Genomic DNA, 20,919 nt, shown 5'->3' with positions numbered 1-20,919 from the left:
GAGGGGTGCCGTCGCCGGTGCCCTCCCCACCCGGAGGACCGCGATGACCAACGAGGGCCAGCTGCCGTCCGACTTCTCCACGGACCTGGACCGCTCCGGGCCGGTGCCGCTGTACTTCCAGGTCGCATCGCGGCTCGAGGAGGCGATCCGCTCCGGTGCGATGCCGCCCGGAGCACGGCTCGAGAACGAGATCGCCCTCGGCGAGCGACTCGGGCTCTCGCGCCCGACGATCCGCCGAGCCATCCAGGACCTGGTCGACAAGGGGCTGCTCGTCCGTCGTCGAGGGATCGGCACGCAGGTCGTGCACGGCCCCGTGACGCGCAAGGTGGAGCTGACGAGCCTGTACGACGACCTCGCGCAGGGCTCGCAGGCACCGGCGACCACGCTGCTCGAGCGCACGGACCTGCCGGCGAGCGACGTCGTCGCCGAGGCCCTCGGCACCGCCCCGGGCACGCCGGTCGTCCACATCCGCCGGGTCCGCTTCGCCGAGGACGTCCCGATGGCGATCCTCGAGAACTTCCTGCCGCCCGAGTTCACGGCGATCACCGACGAGGACCTGCAGACGCACGGGCTGTACCAGCTGCTCCGCGGCCGGGGTGTCACGATGCGGGTCGCGAAGCAGCGGATCGGGGCACGGGCGGCCACCGACGACGAGGCCTCGCTGCTCGAGATCGAGGACGGTGACCCGGTCCTGACGATGAGCCGCACGGCGTACGACGCGTCGGGCCGGGCGGTGGAGTACGGGGTGCACTGCTACCGCCCGGACCGCTACTCGTTCGAGGTCACCCTCGTCGACAAGTAGGCCGGCGGACCCGCTGCCTCAGCCGGCGGAGGGGACGCCGAGCTCGCCGGTCACGTACTGGGCACGGCCGAACCCGAACGACCAGTCCTGCGGCCCGTTCTCCACGTAGCCGATGAAGACGTCCTCGCTCGCGACGCCGACCTCGGCGAGCCGGTCGTGCACGGCGCGGTAGAGACCCTGCTTCGCCTCGTCGCTCCGACCGCCCTGGGTGAAGACCTGGACCATGACGACGCCCTCGGTCCGCTCGAAGCCGAGACCGGCGTCCTGCGCGATGATCTGCTGCGCCGGGTGCTCGGTGATCACCTGGAACCGGTCGCGCTCGGGGATGCCGTACTCGGCGACGATGGCGGTGTGGACCGCGTCGGCGACGGCACGCACCTGCTCCGGGGTGCGACCGGTGACGAGATCGATGCGGACGAGCGGCATGGTGCCTCCTGGGGGTGCGTGGGGGGGGTGGCGGTGCGCCGTCGCGGACGGGAGGCGCGGTGCCAGCATGCACCGCGCCTCCCGTCCGGTACACGGCCCGTCTCCAGCACCGGTGCCGGCACCTCCGTCGCCGGGCGCCCGCCGCCGGGCGCCGCCGTCAGGCGTCCTTCGTCAGGGTGCGTCCTCAGGCGTCAGGCGTCGTCTCGTAGAACGCGGGCTTCGCGGTGGCGTAGGTCACGTGCTCGAGGGCGCCGGTCTGCTGCGCCCGCACGGCGACCTCGGCGACGACCGACGCCGTGTAGCCGTCCCAGGCGCTCGGCCCGTCGATGCCCCCGGTGCGGGCAGCGTCCACCCAGCGCTGGACCTCCTCGTCGTACGCGGCGCCGAAGCGCTCGACGAAGGACGGGGTGACGCCCTGGCCCGAGACACCGGCCGACACGACGTTCATCGTCGTCTCGCGCCCGATGTACGCGACGCCGGACTCGAACACGGCGTCGGTCGTCACCTGGTACCCGAACTGCGCGTTGACGTTGATCTCGACGATCGCCATGGTGCCCGACGCGGTGGTGAACAGCACGAACTGCGGCTCCGGCAGGTCGACCGGTCCGAGCGAGTTCCTGCGGGGCTTCTTCACCTCGACCGCGACGATCGGCTCGCCCGTGAGGAACGGGATGATGTCGATCTCGTGGATGACCGAGTCGTGGATGAGCATCGACTCGCTGAAGTTCGGCGGCGTCGTCGGGTTGCGGTGCGCGTGGTGCAGGGCGAGCAGCGCGCCGTTCGTGCCGGACTCCCGGAGTGCCCGGAGCTCCTGGTACCCCTTGTCGAAGCGACGCATGAAGCCGACCTGGATCCGTGGGCGGTCGGACCTCGCCTGCTCGAGCTCGACGATGCGCAGGGAGTCCTCCGCGCTCGTGGTGAGGGGTTTCTCGCACAGGACGGCGAGACCACGCTCGATCGCCGGCACGAGGACGGGCTCGTGCAGGAACCCGGGCGTCGCGACGAGCACGGCATCGATCGGCGTCGCGTCGAGGGCGTCCTCGAACGACGCTGCGGTGAGCGCCCCCGGTGCCCGCTCGGCGGTGGCGGTGGCCCGGGCGGTGTCCGGGTCGACGACGGCGACGACGTCTGCGCCGGCGATCGTGGACGTGATGCGACGGACGTGGTCGCTGCCCATCGCGCCGGCTCCGACGACGGCGACGCGGAGGTTCTCGGTGGTGCTCACGGGGTTCTCCTGGGGGGTCAGCGGACGCGCGCCGAGGCGGTCGAGCCGAGGATGTGCCGGACGGTGCGCTCGGCGATCGGGCCGGGGGCGTCGACCGAGCAGCCGTACATGTCCTGCTCGACGATGCCGAAGACATCCGGGTCGATCCGGGCGACGGCCTCGATGACCGGGGCGAGCTCGGGGGTGCCGTGCGGCGGCTCGGTCATGATGCCCTGCGCCACGGCCGTCGCGAAGGGCACGTCGTTCTTGAGCACGTCGAACAGCAGCTCGGTGTCGACCTGCTTGAGGTGGAGGTAGCCGATGCGCTCCGGGTGTTCGGCGATCATGCGGAGGTTGTCGCCGCCGTAGTAGGCGAAGTGCCCGGTGTCCAGGCACAGGTTCGTGTACCGCGGGTCGGTCTCCTCGAGGAAGCGCACGGTCTCGCGGTACGTGCCGACGTGGCTGTCGGCGTGCGTGTGGAACTGCTGGTGGACGCCGAACTCCTCGAGCAGCGCCTTGCCCAGCTGGTCGTGTCCCCTGCCGAGGCGCTCCCACTGCTCGTCGGTCAGGGTCCGCGACTCGAGCACCGCACCGGTCGCGTCCGAGCGCCAGAGGTCCGGGATCGTCACGAGGTGCCGGGCACCGAGCGCCGACGCGAGCCCGGCGACCGCGACCGCCTGGTCCCACGCCCGCTGGAACTGGTCGTCACCCTTGTGGAACCCGGTGAAGACCGTGCCGGCGGACAGCCGGAGGCCGCGGGACTCGAGCTCGTCGGACAGCTGCGCCGGATCGGTGGGCAGGTACCCGTACGGACCGAGCTCGATCCACGTGTAGCCGGCTGCTGCGGCCTCGTCGAGGAAGCGCTGCCACGGCACCTGGCCCGGGTCGTCCGGGAACCAGACGCCCCAGGAGTCGGGGGCGGTGCCGATGCGGATCGCGGCGGGGGCGGCCGCTGCGTCGGTGGCAGCGGTGTCGGCGGTGTCGGTCATGACGTCGTCGTCCTTCGTGGGATGGGTTCGTTCAGCCGAGCAGGGGGCGCTGCGACGCGACCTGCTGCTCGTACTCGGCGCGGGCCTGCCGGGTGCTCGGCAGGGTCGAGATCTCGGCGACGGGGACGTCCCACCAGCCGTCACCCTCGGGGGCGGGGGCGAGCGGGTCGGCGTGCACGTGCACCAGCGTGGTGTGGTCGTTCGCCTTGGCCTGCCGCACGGCCGCGGTCAGGTCGGCGATCACGTCCGGGCCGGGGCGGACCTCGATCACGTCGACGCCGTAGGAGCGCGCGTTCGCGGCGAGGTCGACGGGCAGCACCTCGTCGTTCTCGAACGACCCGGTGTCGTCCCGGTAGCGGTACTCCGTGCCGTAGCGCTCGGAACCGACGGTCTCGGACAGGCGGCCGATCGACGCGTAGCCGTCGTTCTGCACGAGCACGACGACGATCTTGATGCCCTCGGCGACCGCCGTCACCAGCTCGGTGTGCAGCATCAGGTACGAACCGTCGCCGACGAGGACGATCGCGTCGCGGTCCGGGGCGCCGCGTCGCACGCCGATGCCGCCGGCGATCTCGTAGCCCATGCACGAGAAGGCGTACTCGACGTGGTACCCGAGCGGGTCGCGGACCCGCCAGAGCTTGTGCAGGTCGCCGGGCAGCGAGCCAGCCGCCTGGACCACGACGTCGCGCGGGTCCGTCGCCGCCCGGACCGCGCCGATGATCTCCGACTGGCCCGGGACCGCGCGTCCGGACGGCACGGACGCGGCGTCGACGACGGCGTCCCACTCCTGCTTCCGCGACGCGACCTCGGCGGCGTACCCGGCGGAGACGGCGTACGACGGGGCGTCCGACGAACCTGCCGTGAGCATCTCGGTCAGCGCGACCAGCGCCTCCCGGGCGTCCGCGACCAGCGGCAGCTGCGAGCCGTGCTTGTGGGCGTCGAACGCGGCGACGTTCACGTTGACGAAGGTCACGTCGGGGTCCTGGAACGCCGTCCGGGACGCCGTGGTGAAGTCGCTGTACCGCGTGCCGATGCCGATCACGACGTCGGCCCGTGCGGCGATCGCGTTCGCCGCAGCCGTCCCCGTCGCCCCGATGCCGCCGAGGTACTGCGGGTGGTCCCAGACGAGCGAGCCGCCGCCCGCCTGCGAGGTGCCGACGGGGATGCCGGTCGTCTCGACGAAGGCCGCGAGTTCGTCCTCGGCACCCGAGTAGAGCACGCCACCACCGGCCACGACCACGGGACGCTCGGCGCTCCGGATCGCCTCGACCGCACGGGCCAGCGGTCCGCGTTCCGGCAGCGGACGCCGGACGTGCCACTCGCGCGGTTGCAGGAACGTCACCGGCACGTCGAGCGCTTCGGCCTGGACGTCCTCGGGCAGGGCGATCGTCACGGCGCCGGTCTCGGCCGGGTCGGTGAGCACCCGCATCGCGGCGAGCGCGATCGGGAACAGCTGCTCGGGCCGTTCGACGCGGTCGAAGAACCGCGACAGCGGCCGGAACGCATCCGTCACCTGCAGCGACGGGTCGTGCGGCATCTCGATCTGCTGCAGCACCGGATCGGTCCTGCGGGTGGCGAAGGTGTCCGACGGCAGCAGGAGCGCGGGCAGCCGGTTCGTCGTCGCGAGCGCGGCGCCGGTGAGCATGTTCGCCGCGCCGGGGCCGACCGAGGCCGTCGACGCGAAGGTCGCCCGGCGGCGGTGCATCCGGGCGAACCCGACGGCCTGGTGCACCATCGCCTGCTCGTTGCGGGCCTGGTGGTACGGCAGCAGGCCGGGCTGGTCGACGTGGAGCTGCTTGATCGCCTGCCCGAGACCGGCGACGTTGCCGTGCCCGAAGATGCCGAAGATCCCCGGGATCGTGCGCTCGCGGTGGTCACCGTCGACGGTCCACTGGTTCGCCAGGAACGCGACGAGCGCCTGACCGACGGTCATCCGACGGGTCTGCTCCGGGCCGGCGTACTGGCTCATCGGGAGGGCTCCTTCTCGTAGGGCAGGCGCGGGTCGATCGGTTCCGAGGTCCACGTCTGCCGGACCCACCCGTGGGCGGGGTCGTCGGTGATGTTCCAGACGCGCTCCGGGTCCGGTCCGGCCATGACGTTGAGGTAGTACATGTCGTAGCCCGGTGCCGCGACGGCCGGTCCGTGCCAGCCGTACGGCACGAGGGCGATGTCCCCGGTCCGCACCTGGCGGAACTCGTCGATGGGCCGGTCGTCCGAGGCGTACGTGCGGTGCAGGGCGAAGGGGTCGGCCTGCTCGGGAGCCTGCAGACCACGGGTCACGGCGGCTTCGTAGTAGTAGATCTCCTCGAGGTCCGACTCCTCGCCCGGGCGGTTCGTGTCGTGCTTGTGCGGCGGGTACGACGACCAGTTGCCGGCCGGCGTGATCACCTCGCAGACGATGAACCGCACCGCGTCGAGGGCGGCCGGGGTCCCGAAGTTGTGCACCTGCCGGCTCGACTGCCCCGCGCCGCGGAGTTCCACGGGGACGTCGACGCGGGCGATGTACGTGCTCGGCTGGACCGTCTCCGTAGGCGCCTCGGCCACGGCGACACGACCGGAGCCGGTGATCGTCGCGGCGGTGCCGGAGCCCAGGTAGAGGACGTCGGTCGGCCCCTCGAAGACGCCGGTGCGTCCCTCGAGCGCCTGCTCGGTGTCGTCGTACGCCACGGTGAAGCTGCCGGCGAGCGGGACGACGAGGCGCTCGACCGCGTCGGCCGGGAGGCGCAGCTCGCCACCGTCCTGCAGGGCGCCGGTCCGCAGACCGGTGTGCGTCCACCCCTCGACGCGGCCGTCGACCACGTCGGTCCAGCCCGCCTCGGGGCGGGAGCCCGCCGGGATGAACCAGCGGTCGCGCTGCTGCTGTTCGTTCGCCATGCTGCGCGTCAGCCGTTCGACGGGAAGCCGAGGTCGACACCGCCGTGCACTGCCGGGTCGAGCCAGCGGGAGGTGATCGCCTTCTGCCTGGTGAAGAAGGCCACCCCGTCGGCGCCGTACGCCTTGTGGTCGCCGAACAGCGAGTTCTTCCAGCCGCCGAACGAGTAGTACGCCACCGGCACCGGGATCGGCACGTTGATGCCGATCATGCCGACCTGCACGTCGCGCTGGAATCGTCGAGCGGCTCCACCGTCGTTCGTGAAGATCGCGGTGCCGTTGCCGAAGGCGCCGGAGTTGATCAGCTCAAGCCCCTCGTCGTAGGACTGCACCCGGACGACCGAGAGCACCGGACCGAAGATCTCCTCGGTGTAGACGCGACTCGACGTCGGCACCCGGTCGATCAGCGTCGGGCCGAGCCAGAAGCCGTTCTCGTCGCCGTCGGGTCGCACGGTGCGGCCGTCCACCACGACCTCGGCTCCGTCCTGCTCGGCGACCTCGATGTACGAAGCGACCCTGTCGCGGTGCTGCTCGGTGACGAGCGGGCCCATGTCGCAGCCCCGACGTCCGTCGCCGACGCGCAGCGTCGCCGCGCGCTCGCTGATCTTCGCGATCAGCTCGTCGGCGACCGGCTCGACCGCCACCACCACCGAGATCGCCATGCAGCGCTCACCGGCCGAGCCGAAGCCCGCGTTGACCGCGTTGTCCGCGACGAGGTCGACGTCCGCGTCCGGCAGCACCAGCATGTGGTTCTTCGCCCCGCCGAGCGCCTGGACGCGCTTGCCGTGCTTCGTGCCCGTCTCGGACACGTACCGGGCGATCGGCGTGGACCCGACGAACGAGATCGACTCGACGTCGGGGCTGGTGAGGAGCCCGTCGACCGCTGCCTTGTCGCCGTTGAGCACCGTGAACACGCCGTCGGGCAGACCGGCCTCCCGGAACTTCCGCGCGAGCCACATCGCGGCGGACGGGTCCTTCTCGCTGGGCTTGAGCACGACGGTGTTGCCGGCGGCGATCGCGATCGGCAGGAACCAGAGCGGCACCATCGCCGGGAAGTTGAAGGGCGAGATGATGCCCACGACACCGAGCGGTTGACGGATCGAGTACACGTCGATGCCGTTCGACACCTGGTCCGAGAACTCGCCCTTCATCAGTGACGGGATGCTCGTCGCCAGCTCGACCACCTCCTGCCCGCGGGCGATCTCCCCCAGGGCGTCGTCGATGACCTTTCCGTGCTCGCTCGTGATGATCTCGGCGAGCTCGGCCTTGTCGCGGTTGAGGACCTCACGGAACGCGAACATGATCTGCTGGCGCTTCGCGAGCGACAGATCCGACCACGCCGGGAACGCCGCCTTGGCACTCGCGATCGCCCGCTGGACCTCGGCCTCGTCGGCCAGGGCGACCCGCTTCGTCACGACGCCGAGCGCCGGGTCGTGGACCGGGGCGGTCCGACCGGAGGCCGAGGCGACGTGCTCGCCGTCGATCCAGTGCCCGACCGTCGTGCTGCCGGCGCTGGTCTCGGTGCTGGTGGTCATGCGGTGCTTCCTTCCGGGACGGACGGGTCCAGGGTGGCGGACGGGGCGGGCGAGTCGGCGCGTCGGCGAGCCGGTGTGGAGCGATCGCCCCGTGCCTCCCGGCTGTGGACGAGTGCGGCGGCGACGTCGACGGCGGCGGCGACGTCGCCGTCCTGCGGGTAGAGCAGGGTGCGACCGACGACGAGCCCGCGGACGCCCGGCAGGGCGAGCGCGTCGTCCCAGGCGGCGTACGTCTCGTCCGGACTGCCCGACGGGTCGCCGCCGAGCAGCAGCGTCGGCAGGGTGGTCGCAGCCATCACGCGTGCCATGTCGTCGACGACCGGGACCTTGAGCCAGCTGTAGGCGCTCGACTCACCCAGGCCGGCGGCGATCGCCATCGACGTGATGACGGCGTCGGCGCTCAGGTCGTTGACGACCCTGCCGTCCCGCCACGAGGACATGAACGGCTCGAGCATGATCGGCAGCTGCAGGGCCGCGGCCTCGGTCACCGCCCGCGCCGTCGCCTCGAGCGTCGAGGCGGTGCCGGGATCGTCGAGCGCGATCCGGACGAGCAGCTTCGCGACGTCGAGCCCGGCGTCCGTGATCGCCTGCGCCGAGTACGCGGTGTAGCGGTCGTCGAGCTCGAACGATGCTCCGCGCAGGCCGCCGCGGTTCATCGAGCCGACGACGACCTTACCGTCGAGCGCCCCGAGGAGCGCCAGGTCCTCGAGGACGTCCGGCGTGCCGAGGACCCCGTCGACGCCCGGGCGGCCGAGGGCCACGACGAGCCGTTCGAGCAGGTCGTACCGGTCGGCCATCGCCGAGGCGTCGTCGCGGACCGCGAGCGCACCGCGCGCCGGGTGGTCCGCGGCGACGATGAGGAGCCTGCCGTCCTCGGCGAGCAGCGGACGGCGGGTCCGGGTCCGCAGGACCTCCCCGACGCGTTCCGGTGATCCGGCGCGCAGGTCGCGCAACCGGGCGAAGTCGGCCGGGCTGACCTCAGGCACCGACGCCCTCCTCCGCGGTCGCCGGCGCGGGGTTCGTGCGCAGGAAGCCCTCGACCTCGTCGCTCGTCGGCATCGCGGTCGAGCACTCGAACCGGGTGGCGACGATCGCCCCGGCCGCGTTCGCGAACGCGAGGGTGCGGTCGAGGCTCCAGCCCTGCAGCAGCCCGTGCACGAGTGCTCCGCCGAACCCGTCGCCGGACCCGAGGCCGTTGACGACGTCGACGGCGTGCGGTCGGTACGCGACGGTCTCGTCGCGGGTCTTCGCCAGCACGCCCCTCGGGCCCTGCTTCACGATCGCGAGCTCGACGCCGCGCTCGAGCAGGGCGTCGGCGGCGCGCAGGGGGTCGGTCTCCCCCACGGCGATCTCGCACTCCTCACGGTTGCCGACGGCGACGGTGGCGTGGTCGAGGGCGACGGCGACCTCGCGCGTCGCGGCCGCCGGCTCGGGCCAGAACACCGCTCGGTAGTCGAGGTCGAGCACGGTGTGCCGCCCGGTGGCGCCCGGCGCCCGCAGTGCCGCGCTCCGTGCCGCGGCGGCCGCGTGGTGCGCGCTGCGGCTCGGCTCCTCGCTGAGTCCCGTCACGGTCGTCCAGAACACCCGCGTCCGTTCGATCGCGTGCAGCGGCAGGGACTCCGACGTGATCATCAGGTCCGGCGCCTTCGGCGCGCGGTAGAAGTAGAGCGGGAAGTCGTCCGGCGGGAAGATCTCACAGAACGCCACGGGCGTGTTGAGGCCCTCGACCGGCTCGACGAAGTCGTTCGCGACGCCGAACTCCGGCAGGGTGCGGGCGATGTAGCGGCCGAAGGGGTCGTTGCCGGTGCGGGTGATCACCGCTGCGTCCGCGCCGTGCCGGGCGGCGGCGACGGCGACGTTGGTCGCGCTCCCACCGACGGACTTCGAGAAGGTGGTGACGTCCTCGAGCGGTCCGGTCTGCTGCGGGTAGACGTCGACACTGACGCGTCCCATCGTGATCACGTCGTGGACGTGCGGGGCTTCGTCGGTCATGCGACGCGGACCTTCCGGGCGGCTTCATCGGCGGACGAGCACGACTGTACACGGACTTTGCGCTGATGTCAGTACATGGATCGGGCTGCTGTCCGGCGCCTCTCCGGCCTGGAGGCGCGTGTCGGTGGGACCTGCCAGGGTCACGACATGCAGATCCTCGCCCTGGTCATCGGCCTCGTCCTCGGTACGGCCGTCGGTGCCGTCGTCGCGTGGTCGCTCGCCCGCTCGCGCGCCGGGGTGGAGGCGGCAGCCGCACGGGCGACGGCCGACGTGCTGCGTGCGCAGCTCGACTCGGTGCGCGCCGACGCCGAGGAGCGCCTCGACGCCCAGGACGCCCAGTACCGCCGGCAGGTCGACTCCCTCGAACGCCGTGCCGCCGAGCTCGAGCACCTCGTGCAACGCATGCACGGCGCCGACGCCGCGCGCACACAGGGCGAGTCGAAGGTGCTCTCTGCGCTGAGCCCGGTCGCGCAGACGCTCGACGTCATGCGCGCGAAGATCGCCGAACTCGAGCAGTCCCGCAGCGAGCAGTACGGTGCCCTCTCCGCGCAGCTGCGATCCGCCGCCGAGTCCGAGGAACGGCTCCGCGCGACGGCCGACACCCTCGCGAGCGCCCTGTCCTCGAACAGCACCCGCGGCGTGTGGGGCGAGACGCAGCTCCGGAACGTCGTCGAGGCCGCGGGGCTCCTCGAACGCGTGGACTTCGACGTGCAGTCCTCCATCACGACGACCGCGGGGACCGCCCGACCCGACATGGTCGTGCACCTGCCCGGCGGCAAGACGATCGCCGTCGACGCGAAGGTGCCGTTCAGCGCCTACCTGCAGGCGGCCGAGATCCCGGCGAGCGCGACGGGTGCCGAGGGTGCCCGGCGCGAGCAGCTCATCGCGCAGCACGTCAAGGCGCTCCGGGCGCACGTCGACGCCCTCGCCGCCCGCGAGTACTGGACGGGCTACGACGCGTCGCCCGAGTTGACGATCGCGTTCATCCCGTCCGAGTCGCTGGTCTCGAGCGCGCTGGCCGCCGACCCCGGACTGCTCGACCACGCCTTCCGCAAGCGCATCGCACTGGCGTCACCCGTCACGCTGTGGTCGGTGCTGAAGACGGTGGCGTTCTCGTGGCAGCAGGACGTCGTCACCGCCGAGGCACGCGAGCTCTTCCGGGTGTCCCGCGAGCTGTACGGCCGCCTGGCCACCATGGGCGGGCACGTCGACAAGCTCGGCCGGGCCATCCGCGGCTCGGTCGTCGACTACAACCGCTTCGTGGGGTCGCTCGAGCGCCAGGTGCTGCCGAGCGCCCGGCGGCTGTCGCTGCTCGACGAGTCGAAGGTGCTCGCCGACCCGGCGACGATCGACGACGAGCCGCGGCTGCTCACCGCGCCGGAGCTCGTCGGCGCCCTCGACGAGGACTGACCGCGCGGCGCCACGGCACGAGGCGCCGCGGCGCGAGGTGCTCCGGCACGACGAGAAGCACCCCGAACCACGTGATCGCGTGGTTCGGGGTGCTTCTCGTCGTGCGAGCGGTCAGGCGTCCCGACGGCCGTCAGCGGTCCGGCCGGATCAGAACCACTTCTCGGCGCGGTGGTCGGCCTGGATGCGGCGGATGGTGTTCGAGCGCGAGCGGAGCACGAGCGAGTCGGTGTGGATGACACCGCGCGACCGGCGGACACCGTCCACGAGGACACCGTCGGTGACGCCCGTCGCGACGAAGAACGTGTTGTCGCCCGTCACGAGGTCGTCCTGGTCGAGGACCTTGTCCAGGTCGTGCCCGGCGTCGAGTGCCTTCTGGCGCTCCTCGTCGTCCTTGGGCTGGAGCTTGCCGAGGATCACACCGCCGAGCGCCTTGATCGCGCACGCGGTGATGATGCCCTCGGGCGTACCGCCGACACCGACGCACATGTCGATCTTCGAACCGGGCAGTGCCGCCGAGATGCCACCGGCGACGTCGCCGTCGAGCAGCAGGCGCGTGCCGGCGCCCGTAGCGCGGATCGCGCGGATGAGCTCGTCGTGGCGCGGACGGTCGAGGACGGCGATCTGCATGTCCTCGATGTCCTTGTGCTTCGCCTTCGCGAGCGCGCGGATGTTCTCGCCGATCGGCTTCTCGAGGTCGAGGACGCCACGACCCTCGGGGCCCGCGGCGATCTTGTCCATGTAGAACACCGCCGACGGGTCGTACATCGAGCCGCGGTCGGAGACGGCCATCACGGAGATGGCGTTCTGCCGGCCGGCGGCGGTGAGCGAGGTGCCGTCGATCGGGTCGACCGCGATGTCGCAGGCCGGGCCGTGGCCGTTGCCGACGTGCTCGCCGTTGAAGAGCATGGGGGCGTCGTCCTTCTCGCCCTCGCCGATGACGACCACACCGTCGAAGTTCACCGTGCCGAGGAACTTCCGCATCGCGTCGACGGCTGCGCCGTCCGCGAGGTTCTTCTCGCCCCGGCCGACCCACGGCTGCGCACGGATCGCGGCGGCCTCCGTCGCACGCACGAGCTCGAGCGCCAGGTTGCGGTCGGGCTGGAGGAACAGGGAGCCGGTCTCAGTCGTGGGAGTCACGACCAGAGCCTACCGACCGGGCTCCGGGGCGGCCGCACGGGTGCACGGACGTGCACGCTGTAACCCGTTGAGGAGCCCTGACTAGGCTCGGCGGGGAACCACCAGTCGAAGGAGATCGCAGTGCCCATCGCAACGCCGGAACAGTACGCCGAGATGCTCGAACGAGCGAAGGCCGGCAAGTTCGCCTACCCCGCGGTGAACGTGTCCTCCTCCCAGACGATCAACGCGGTCCTCCAGGGCCTGCAGGAGGCCGGCTCGGACGGCATCCTCCAGGTCACGACCGGTGGCGCCGACTACTTCGCCGGGCACACCGTGAAGAACCGCGCCGCCGGCGCCCTCGCGATGGCCCGCTTCGCCCACGAGGTCGCGAAGAACTACGACGTCACGGTCGCGCTGCACACGGACCACTGCCCGAAGGACGCCCTCGACGGCTTCGTCATGCCCCTCATCGCCGCGAGCGAGGAGGAGGTCCGCCAGGGCCGCAACCCGATCTTCCAGTCGCACATGTGGGACGGCTCGGCCGTGCCGCTCGACGAGAACATCGAGATCGCCCGCACGATGATCGAGAAGACGCGCAACATCAACGCGATCCTCGAGGTCGAGATCGGCGTCGTCGGCGGAGAAGAGGACGGCGTCCAGCACGAGGGCACCAACGACGCGCTCTACACGACCCCGAACGACGTCGAGAAGGTCGTCGACGCCCTCGGGCTCGGCGACCGGGGTCGCTGGATCGCCGCGCTCACGTTCGGCAACGTGCACGGCGTCTACAAGCCGGGCAACGTCAAGCTGCGCCCGGAGCTCCTCGGCGAGATCCAGGCCTCGGTCGCGCAGAAGCACGGCACCGGTGAGAACCCGCTCGACCTCGTCTTCCACGGCGGCTCCGGCTCGACCGACGACGAGATCCACGAGGCCGTGCGCAACGGTGTCATCAAGATGAACATCGACACGGACACGCAGTACGCGTTCACGCGCTCGATCGCCGACTCGATGTTCCGGAACTACGAGGGCGTGCTGAAGATCGACGGCGAGGTCGGCAACAAGAAGCAGTACGACCCGCGTGCCTGGGGCAAGGTCGCCGAGACCGCCATGGCGGCCCGCGTCGTCGAGGCGGCGAAGGTCCTCGGCTCGGCCGGCAACAGCAAGGGCTGATCGGCACCACCAGCCGGGAGGAACGGGGCGCGTCCGCAAGGACGCGCCCCGTTCCGCGTCCGGTCACCGCCACCGCCCGTGCCACGATGGGCGGGTGACCTCCGACGCCATCGCCTCCTCGTTCGCCCAGTACGTCACCGAGTCCCCCACCGCGTTCCACGCGGCCGCGGTCGCGCGGGACCAGCTCGTCGCAGCGGGGTTCACCGAGCTGTCGGAACTCGACGCCTGGCCGACCGAGGCGGGCGCCTACGTCGTCGTCCGCGACGGCGCGGTCATCGCCTGGCGTCTGCCGGAGTCGGCGACGCCCACCACCCCCTTCCGGATCCTCGGTGCCCACACCGACTCCCCGGGCTTCCGCATCAAGCCGAACCCGACCGTGCGCGTCGGTGGCTGGGAGCAGCTCAACGTCGAGGTCTACGGCGGTGCCCTCCTGTCGACCTGGTTCGACCGCGACCTCCGCATCGCCGGACGTGTGGTCGACGCCGACGGCTCGGTGCGGCTCGTGTCGACCGACGCGGTCGCGCGGATCCCGAACCTCGCGATCCACCTCGACCGCGGGGTGAACGACGGCAAGGAGATCGACCGGCAGCGCCACACCCTGCCGGTCGTCGGCACGGACGGCACCACCGGCGGCACCGACGTGCTCGGGTGGCTGCGCGGCCGGCTCGGGGAGGACGCGGTCTCGTGGGACCTCTTCCTCGCGGACACACAGCCCCCGGCGCGCATCGGCATCGATCGGGAGTTCCTCGCGTCCGGCCGCATGGACAACCTGACGAGCGTGCACGCCGGGCTCCGCGGGGTCGTCGACGCGCCGACCGACGGCGACCACATCCCGGTGTTCGCGGCGTTCGACCACGAGGAGATCGGTTCCTCGACCCCGTCCGGTGCCGGTGGCCCGTTCCTCGAGGACGTGCTCGGCCGTGTGCAGGAGGGGCTCGGTGCCACCCGCTCCGAGGCCGCCCGGGCGTTCCGGGCGTCCTGGCTCCTGTCGAGCGACGCCGGACACCTCGTCCACCCGAACCAGCCGGAGAAGCACGACCCGACGAACCGTCCGCGTCCGGGAGCGGGCCCGCTCCTGAAGATCAGCGCGAACCAGCGTTACATGACCGAGGCGAAGGGCGAGGCCGTGTGGGCGACCGCCTGCGACACCGCCGGCGTCTCCTGGCAGCCCTTCGTCAACGTGAACACCATCCCCGGTGGCTCGACCATCGGCCCGATCGCGGCGACGCGGCTCGGCATCCCGACGATCGACATCGGCGTCGGCCTGCTGTCGATGCACTCGGTCCGTGAGCTCGTGCACGTGGACGACCTCGCGGCACTGCACGGCGCGGTCGCCGCCTTCCTCGCCGGGTAGGCGGGTCACGGCCCGGCCGGCCGGACAGCGCCGGCCGGACAGCGCCGGCTGGCCCGCGGGTCAGAGCGTCACGACCACCTTGCGCGCGGACACCCCTGCACGCTGCCGGTCGATCGCGCCCTGCACCGCGCCCGGCCCGTGCCCGACGACGAGCGGCTCCGGCATCGGTCGGATCGAGCCGTCGGCGAGCCCCTCGGGCAGGACCCGGCCCCACAGCTCCGGGCCCAGGTCGTCGTCGCGCAGGCTGCTCCCCCACACGAACGCGGCCCGGATCCCCGCACGACGGGCACGCAGCGTGAGCGCCAGCGTGGCGAGTCCGAGGCGGGTGAACACCGGGAGCATCGCCGGGAAGAGTCGCCGACGGCCGGCGATCCGGTCGAGGGAGACCGGCGTGCTCGCCATCGCCAGCGCGGTGCCACCCGTCCGGCGGAGCACCTCGATGCACGCGGCCGTCGAGGTCGTCCCGAGCGCGACGGCACCGACGACGGGGCGTCCGGCGACGCCGGCGACGAGGTCGTCCACCGCCGTCGGCGAACCGTGGTCGACGACGACGTCGGCCCCGAGCGACCGGACGGTCGCGGCGTTCCGGGGCGACGCGGTGCTCACGACCGCGTACCCGGCGGCACGGGCGAGCTGCACCGCGTTCATCCCGACGCTCGTCGAACCACCCCAGACCACGACGACGCCGGAGCGGTCCGACGGAGCGTCGGCGGCCCCGGGGAGCGGGAGCCCGAGGTGCTTCGGCTGGAACAGCGCGCAGGCGGCGGTCGAGGCCCCGAGCGGCAGGACCGCGGCCTGTTCGAGGGGCACGTCGTCCGGCACCGCGGCGGTCAGGCGTTCGAGCAGCGCGGTGTGTTCCTGGAACGCGCCCTCGTGCACCGGGTCGCGGCCACGGTCGGTCCCGGTCGCGAGTCCGACGACGCGGTCGCCGACCGCGAAGCGGGTGACGCCGGAGCCGACGGCGACGACCTCGCCGGCGACGTCCGAGCCGAGCACCGCCGGCGTCCGGAGCCAGCGGTAGGTCACCGGCCCCGTGCCCTGGATCACCCAGTCCACGGGGTTGACGGCGGCGGCGCGGACGCGCACGACCACCTCGTCCTCGGCGGGGACGGGGACCGGTACCCGGTCGACGACGAGTGCGCCCCGGGGTTCACGGAGCAGAGCGGCGGAGTTGTCGGGCACGGCGGGCCTTTCGTCACGAGCGATGACACCTGGTGTCGTCACTCTACCCGCCCTCGGCACCGAGTGTCATCACTAGGGTGTCCCCATGGCGAGATGGGCACCGGACACCCGTGAGCGACTGCGGACGGCCGCGATGGAGCTCTTCGCGGAACGCGGCTTCCATGCGACGACGGTCCCCGACATCGTCGCGCGGGCGGGCGTCACCCGGCGCACGTTCTTCCGCCACTTCAGCGACAAGCGCGAGGTCTTCTTCGGCGACGACGAGATCCCCGCGATCGCGACCCGGATGATCGAGACCGCGCCGGCCGAGGAGGCACCGATGCGCGTGGTCCTCGACGGGCTCCGGCGGCTCGCGGCCGAGCGGTTCGACCCCCGCCGCGACCAGGTGCTCGCCGCACGACGGATCATCAGCGAGGAGCCCGACCTGCGGGAGCGGGACCTGCGGAAGCAGGAGGACCTGCGGGCGGCGGTCCGGGACGGCTTCCGTCGCCGCGGCGAGGACGACCGGACCGCCCGCTCCGTCGCCGGGCTCACGGTCCTCGTCCTGCAGACCGCGCTCGAGACGTGGCTCGAGGACGCGGACGGAACACCGCTGCAGGACCACATCGACGCCACGGTCGACCGGGTCACCGGACTGCTCGACACCGGTCGCTGACGGGCGCACGGCCCGCACACGACAGCGAGGGCCCGAGGGTCAGGCCCCGGACTGCTGCATCAGCACCTGCACGAAGCCCGGGTCCTGGAACATCACCACGGCGAAGGCGACCAGGCTGACGAGCGACGCCACGGCCCCGCCGAGCAGCGGGACCCAGAACGTCCACCTCCGAGCGGCCAGCCGACGCAGGGACCACCACGCGACGAGGGCGAACACGACCACGTTGCCGATGGCTCCGACGGCAGCGGCGGTCGACAGCGCCGTGGGGTCGGAGAGCTCCAGGCCCTGCTGTTCGAACGCCCTGCGCACGGCGGAGGCGACGTCGCTCACGGCGAGCGACTGCACGACCGACAGCAGACCGAACGCCAACAGGGCGACCGTCACCACGAAGTCGAACTGCGACGCCCCGAAGCGGCTCGAGAGCGTCGGCCGCTCCTGACCGGCCGCGGCACCGCGCGACGGCCCGGCGCCGTTGCCACCGGGCGTGCGGCGGTCCGTCGGACGGGTCGTGCGTGCCGTGCCACGGTCGGTCGGCCCCTGGGTCGCCGCGCGGGCACGGTCGTCGGCCTCGCGCCGCTGCCGGTCGCGCCGTTCCTGCTCGACCAGGACCGGGTTCACCCAGCCCTCCGGCGCGTACTCGCCGTACTCGGGAGCGGGCGTGCCGTGGACCCGGCCGTCCCGTCGACCGGAGGCCGGTGCGGCGGAGGCGGGACGGGCCTCCAGGCCGAGGGCGGTCTCGTCCACGTGCCCCGGTTCACGGGCCGGTGCCGACGACCAGTCGCCGCGGAGGCCGCTCACGAGCGACGCCCGCCGAGGGCGCGGGTGGGGTTGCCCGCGGCGTCCGTGCGGAGCTCCTTGGGGAGCGAGAACATGAGGTCCTCGTGCGCCGTCACGACCTCTTCCACGGTGCCGTAGCCGGCGTCCGCGAGCTGCTCGAGCACCTCGGTGACGAGTTCCTCGGGCACCGAGGCACCGCTGGTCACACCCACCGTGCGGACACCGTCGAGCCAGTCCTGGCGGATCTCCTCGGCGTAGTCGACCCGGTGGGCGGACGCCGCACCGTACTCGAGGGCGACGTCGACGAGGCGCACGCTGTTCGAGGAGTTCGCCGAACCGACGACGATGACGAGGTCGGCGTCGGGCGCCACCTTCTTCACCGCGACCTGGCGGTTCTGCGTGGCGTAGCAGATGTCGTCCGACGGCGGGTTCTCGATGGACGGGAACCGCTCACGGAGCAGGCGGACGGTCTCCATCGTCTCGTCGACGCTCAGGGTGGTCTGCGACAGCCAGACGAGGTTGTCGGGGTCGGGCACCTCGAGCGCGGCGACGTCCTCGGGTCCGTTGACCAGGATCGTGCGCTCGGGCGCGTGGCCCATGGTGCCCTCGACCTCCTCGTGACCGGCGTGGCCGATCAGGACGATCGTGCGGTCCGCCTTCGCGAAGCGGGTGGCCTCGCGGTGGACCTTGGTGACGAGGGGGCAGGTCGCGTCGATCGCGTGCAGGTCGCGTTCTGCGGCACCGGCCACGACGGCGGGTGCGACGCCGTGCGCACTGAAGACGACGTGTGCGCCGCGCGGGACCTCGGCGACGTCGTCGACGAACACCGCGCCGCGCTGCTCGAGCGTGGAGACGACGTGGACGTTGTGGACGATCTGCTTCCGCACGTAGACCGGCTCGCCGTACTGCTCGAGCGCCTTCTCGACGGCGACCACGGCACGGTCGACACCCGCGCAGTACCCGCGGGGCGCGGCGAGCAGGACCTTCTTCGTGCCGGCGACCGGCTCGTCCCGCAGCCGACCACGCGCTGCGTGCACCCGCGGCGGGGCGAGCGGGACCGTGCGGCCGTTGGTGATCGTCACGTCCCCGATGATAGGTGCCGGGCACGCGCGGGGCCTGGGTGCGTCCGGGGCCGAGCCGGGCCGTGACGACGTGGTGGAGCACCGGCGTGCGGCGCCGCGGGCCGGCGCTGTCGCCGGGATGCGGCACGATGGTGGGCATGGCGATCGAACAGGGCCCGCCGACGGCCGACAACCCGTGGCCCGTCGCCCTGCTCGGGGCGAAGCTCCGCGACTGGATCGACCGACTCGGCACCGCCTGGGTCGAGGGCGAGATCACGCAGTGGAACGTCGCCGGCGGCAACGTCTACGGCAAGCTCAAGGACGTCGAGGTCGACGCGACCGTGTCCTTCTCGATCTGGTCGAGCGTGCGTTCCCGGGTGCCCGCGGACCTGGGGCAGGGCGCCCGCGTCGTCGCCGCGGTGAAGCCGAACTACTGGGTCAAGGGCGGCTCGCTCACCATGCAGGTGGTCGAGATGAAGCACGTCGGCCTCGGTGACCTGCTCGAGCGGCTCGAACGGCTCCGGCGCACCCTGGCGGCGGAGGGCCTGTTCGACCCGTCCCGCAAGAAGCGTCTGCCGTTCCTGCCGCACCGGATCGGCCTGATCACCGGCAAGGACTCCGACGCCGAGAAGGACGTCAAGCGGAACGCGCAGCTCCGCTGGCCGCAGGTCGAGTTCCGCACGGTGCACACGGCGGTGCAGGGCGAGCGGGCCGTGGGCGAGGTCACGGCCGCGATCGTCGAGCTCGACGCCGACCCGACCGTCGACGTCATCATCGTCGCCCGGGGTGGCGGCGACTTCCAGAACCTGCTCGGCTTCAGCGACGAGGGACTCGTCCGGACCGCCGCTGCCGCCACCACCCCCATCGTCTCCGCCATCGGGCACGAGGCGGACCGCCCGATCCTCGACGAGGTCGCCGACCTGCGCGCCTCCACCCCCACGGACGCCGCGAAGCGCGTGGTGCCCGACGTGGCCGAGGAGCTCGCGAACGTCCGCCAGGCCCGGGCCCGGCTCGGGCTGCGGCTCTCGCACACCCTGTCGGTCGAGGCCGACCGGATCGCCGCCCTCCGGTCGCGCCCGGCGCTGGCGTCGACCGCCTGGCTCGTCGACACCCGGGCCGAGGAGGTCGCACGCGACCTGTCCCGTGCCCGTGAGCTGCTCGACCGACGCCTCGAGCGCTCGCACAGCGACGTCGGGCACCTGACCGGGCGGCTGCGCGCGCTCTCGCCGCGCGACACCCTGCGCCGCGGCTACGCCATCGTGCAGCGGAGTGACGGCGGGGTCGTGCGCGGTACCGAGGACCTCGACGGTGCGACGCCGGTCCACGTCACCCTCGGCGCGGGCACGGCGACGGGGACACTCGAGCCGGAGGGACCGGGGCCGGACGGTTCCGGGGCGTAGCCCGGTCTCCACGGGCTCCGTCGGCGGTGCACCGCCGACGGAGGGTGCTCGGTAGGATCGGGGTGTGTCATCCCAGCAGGAACCCGTGCCGTCCGACGTGCAGTCGCTGAGCTACGAGGCGGCGCGCGACGAACTCGTGCGCGTCGTCGGTGAGCTGGAGCAGGGGTCCGCGACGCTCGAGCGTTCGCTCGCGCTCTGGGAGCGTGGCGAAGCCCTCGCGGCCCGGTGCGAGGAGTGGCTCGTCGGCGCGCGCGCCCGGCTGGACGCCGCCCGTGCCGCGTCTGCCGGTGACGGCACCGCGGACACCGCAGGCGACCCGGACGGAGCAGCACGGTGACCGACCCCGACGGACGCCCGATCGTCGCCGAGCTCGGCCGCCCGGAGACCCCGGAGGAGACCTGGGCCCGGAAGGACGCCGCGCGACGCTCCCGCCGCGAGCACCAGACCGCCTTCAACCTCGTGCTGGCGCTCATCGCATCGCTCGGCATCGTGCTCTTCCTGGTCGCCGTGGTCGTGCGACCGGACCAGACCGTCGACCGGTCCGTGGACTACCAGCAGGTCGCCGCCGGTGCCGACGTGCCCGGCGTGACGCTCGCGGCACCGGACCTGCCCGACGGTTTCACCTCGAACCGCGCCGACTTCCAGGACAAGACGTCGGACGGCGTGCGGGTCTGGACGGTCGGCCTCGTCACCCCGGACCGCCAGTACATCGGCCTCCAGCAGGGCATCGATGCGAACGCGTCGTGGGTGGCCAACCAGCTCGACCAGGAGCCCGCCACCGGTGACCGCACCATCGACGGCACGAAGTGGACCGTGTACGACCGTCGCGACGAGGGCAAGGACGCCGGGAACCACGCGTACTCGCTCGTGCACACCTTCGGCCGCGACACCATCGTCCTGTCCGGCACGGCCGACGACTCGTCGTTCACGACCGTCGCGAAGGCCGTCACCGAGCAGCTCGCGAACTGACCCCGC

Annotated in this window: 20 protein-coding genes; 8 read left to right on the top strand and 12 right to left on the bottom strand. The window is 72.4% G+C overall.

Translation table 11 applies throughout. The features are described from left to right. Positions 1-43 precede the first annotated feature (43 nt). Complete coding sequence (locus J2X59_RS03235) at positions 44-802, top strand: GntR family transcriptional regulator (protein WP_326495691.1); 759 nt, start codon at positions 44-46, stop codon at positions 800-802. Between the two features lie 18 nt (positions 803-820). Here the strand turns inward: J2X59_RS03235 and J2X59_RS03230 are convergent, their stop codons facing one another. The 8 genes from J2X59_RS03230 to iolC form a co-directional block, all read right to left on the bottom strand. Next, positions 821-1,228: a tautomerase family protein gene (locus J2X59_RS03230; protein WP_326495690.1), complete on the bottom strand. Its 408-nt coding sequence runs from the start codon at positions 1,226-1,228 to the stop codon at positions 821-823. 184 nt (positions 1,229-1,412) lie between these two features. After that, complete coding sequence (locus J2X59_RS03225) at positions 1,413-2,453, bottom strand: Gfo/Idh/MocA family protein (RefSeq protein ID WP_209683703.1); 1,041 nt, start codon at positions 2,451-2,453, stop codon at positions 1,413-1,415. Between the two features lie 17 nt (positions 2,454-2,470). Continuing rightward, entirely contained in the window at positions 2,471-3,421 is a 951-nt protein-coding gene (locus J2X59_RS03220; RefSeq protein WP_326495689.1) for a sugar phosphate isomerase/epimerase family protein, read from the bottom strand. Positions 3,422-3,452: 31 nt separating this feature from the next. Continuing rightward, positions 3,453-5,390, bottom strand: a complete 1,938-nt coding sequence (gene iolD / locus J2X59_RS03215) for a 3D-(3,5/4)-trihydroxycyclohexane-1,2-dione acylhydrolase (decyclizing) (RefSeq protein ID WP_326495688.1) — start codon at positions 5,388-5,390, stop codon at positions 3,453-3,455. Further along, positions 5,387-6,295, bottom strand: a complete 909-nt coding sequence (gene iolB, locus J2X59_RS03210) for a 5-deoxy-glucuronate isomerase (RefSeq protein WP_326495687.1) — start codon at positions 6,293-6,295, stop codon at positions 5,387-5,389. Before iolB ends, iolD begins: the two co-directional genes overlap by 4 nt. Positions 6,296-6,303: 8 nt before the next feature. Next, positions 6,304-7,827: a CoA-acylating methylmalonate-semialdehyde dehydrogenase gene (locus J2X59_RS03205; RefSeq protein WP_326495686.1), complete on the bottom strand. Its 1,524-nt coding sequence runs from the start codon at positions 7,825-7,827 to the stop codon at positions 6,304-6,306. Beyond that, positions 7,824-8,813 (bottom strand): class I fructose-bisphosphate aldolase, encoded by a 990-nt coding sequence (locus J2X59_RS03200; protein ID WP_326495685.1) that lies wholly within the window; start codon positions 8,811-8,813, stop codon positions 7,824-7,826. Before J2X59_RS03200 ends, J2X59_RS03205 begins: the two co-directional genes overlap by 4 nt. Further along, positions 8,806-9,819, bottom strand: coding sequence for a 5-dehydro-2-deoxygluconokinase (gene iolC, locus J2X59_RS03195; RefSeq protein ID WP_209683709.1), 1,014 nt, complete (start codon positions 9,817-9,819; stop codon positions 8,806-8,808). The genes J2X59_RS03200 and iolC overlap by 8 nt, the downstream gene beginning before the upstream one ends. A 147-nt stretch (positions 9,820-9,966) precedes the next feature. Here iolC and rmuC point away from each other — a divergent pair, with 147 nt between their 5' ends. Continuing rightward, complete coding sequence (gene rmuC, locus J2X59_RS03190; protein ID WP_326495684.1) at positions 9,967-11,229, top strand: DNA recombination protein RmuC; 1,263 nt, start codon at positions 9,967-9,969, stop codon at positions 11,227-11,229. Positions 11,230-11,376: 147 nt separating this feature from the next. Here rmuC and glpX read toward each other — a convergent pair whose 3' ends face one another. Continuing rightward, positions 11,377-12,366: a class II fructose-bisphosphatase gene (glpX, locus tag J2X59_RS03185; protein WP_081984693.1), complete on the bottom strand. Its 990-nt coding sequence runs from the start codon at positions 12,364-12,366 to the stop codon at positions 11,377-11,379. Positions 12,367-12,486: 120 nt separating this feature from the next. Between glpX and fbaA the strand changes: the two genes are divergently transcribed. Together fbaA and J2X59_RS03175 are read left to right on the top strand one after the other, a co-directional pair. Then, entirely contained in the window at positions 12,487-13,515 is a 1,029-nt protein-coding gene (gene fbaA / locus J2X59_RS03180) for a class II fructose-bisphosphate aldolase (RefSeq protein ID WP_066652690.1), read from the top strand. Between the two features lie 94 nt (positions 13,516-13,609). Next, positions 13,610-14,869, top strand: coding sequence for a M18 family aminopeptidase (locus J2X59_RS03175; protein ID WP_326495683.1), 1,260 nt, complete (start codon positions 13,610-13,612; stop codon positions 14,867-14,869). A gap of 60 nt (positions 14,870-14,929) precedes the next feature. Here J2X59_RS03175 and J2X59_RS03170 read toward each other — a convergent pair whose 3' ends face one another. After that, positions 14,930-16,051, bottom strand: a complete 1,122-nt coding sequence (locus J2X59_RS03170) for a zinc-binding alcohol dehydrogenase family protein (RefSeq protein ID WP_326495682.1) — start codon at positions 16,049-16,051, stop codon at positions 14,930-14,932. 85 nt (positions 16,052-16,136) lie between these two features. Here J2X59_RS03170 and J2X59_RS03165 point away from each other — a divergent pair, with 85 nt between their 5' ends. Then, positions 16,137-16,706 (top strand): TetR family transcriptional regulator, encoded by a 570-nt coding sequence (locus J2X59_RS03165; protein WP_311205967.1) that lies wholly within the window; start codon positions 16,137-16,139, stop codon positions 16,704-16,706. A 39-nt stretch (positions 16,707-16,745) separates the two neighbouring features. On the opposite strand, the gene J2X59_RS03160 is transcribed toward J2X59_RS03165, so the two are convergent. After that, positions 16,746-17,504, bottom strand: coding sequence for a DUF6264 family protein (locus J2X59_RS03160; RefSeq protein WP_326495681.1), 759 nt, complete (start codon positions 17,502-17,504; stop codon positions 16,746-16,748). Beyond that, positions 17,501-18,565: a 4-hydroxy-3-methylbut-2-enyl diphosphate reductase gene (locus tag J2X59_RS03155; protein WP_081984691.1), complete on the bottom strand. Its 1,065-nt coding sequence runs from the start codon at positions 18,563-18,565 to the stop codon at positions 17,501-17,503. The genes J2X59_RS03160 and J2X59_RS03155 overlap by 4 nt, the downstream gene beginning before the upstream one ends. Positions 18,566-18,702: 137 nt before the next feature. Between J2X59_RS03155 and xseA the strand changes: the two genes are divergently transcribed. From xseA to J2X59_RS03140, 3 genes are all read left to right on the top strand, one after another. Continuing rightward, positions 18,703-19,944, top strand: coding sequence for an exodeoxyribonuclease VII large subunit (gene xseA / locus J2X59_RS03150; RefSeq protein ID WP_066652675.1), 1,242 nt, complete (start codon positions 18,703-18,705; stop codon positions 19,942-19,944). Positions 19,945-20,008: 64 nt separating this feature from the next. Next, complete coding sequence (locus J2X59_RS03145) at positions 20,009-20,281, top strand: exodeoxyribonuclease VII small subunit (protein WP_066652672.1); 273 nt, start codon at positions 20,009-20,011, stop codon at positions 20,279-20,281. After that, positions 20,278-20,913 carry a DUF4245 domain-containing protein gene (locus J2X59_RS03140; RefSeq protein WP_066652670.1) on the top strand — a complete coding sequence of 212 codons (636 nt, stop codon included), beginning with the start codon at positions 20,278-20,280 and terminating at the stop codon, positions 20,911-20,913. The genes J2X59_RS03145 and J2X59_RS03140 overlap by 4 nt, the downstream gene beginning before the upstream one ends. The last annotated feature ends 6 nt before the right edge of the window (positions 20,914-20,919 follow it).

The organism is Curtobacterium sp. 260, from assembly GCF_030803485.1.
In the GTDB taxonomy this organism is placed as follows: domain Bacteria; phylum Actinomycetota; class Actinomycetes; order Actinomycetales; family Microbacteriaceae; genus Curtobacterium.
This window is presented reverse-complemented; position numbering and strand designations above follow the sequence as displayed.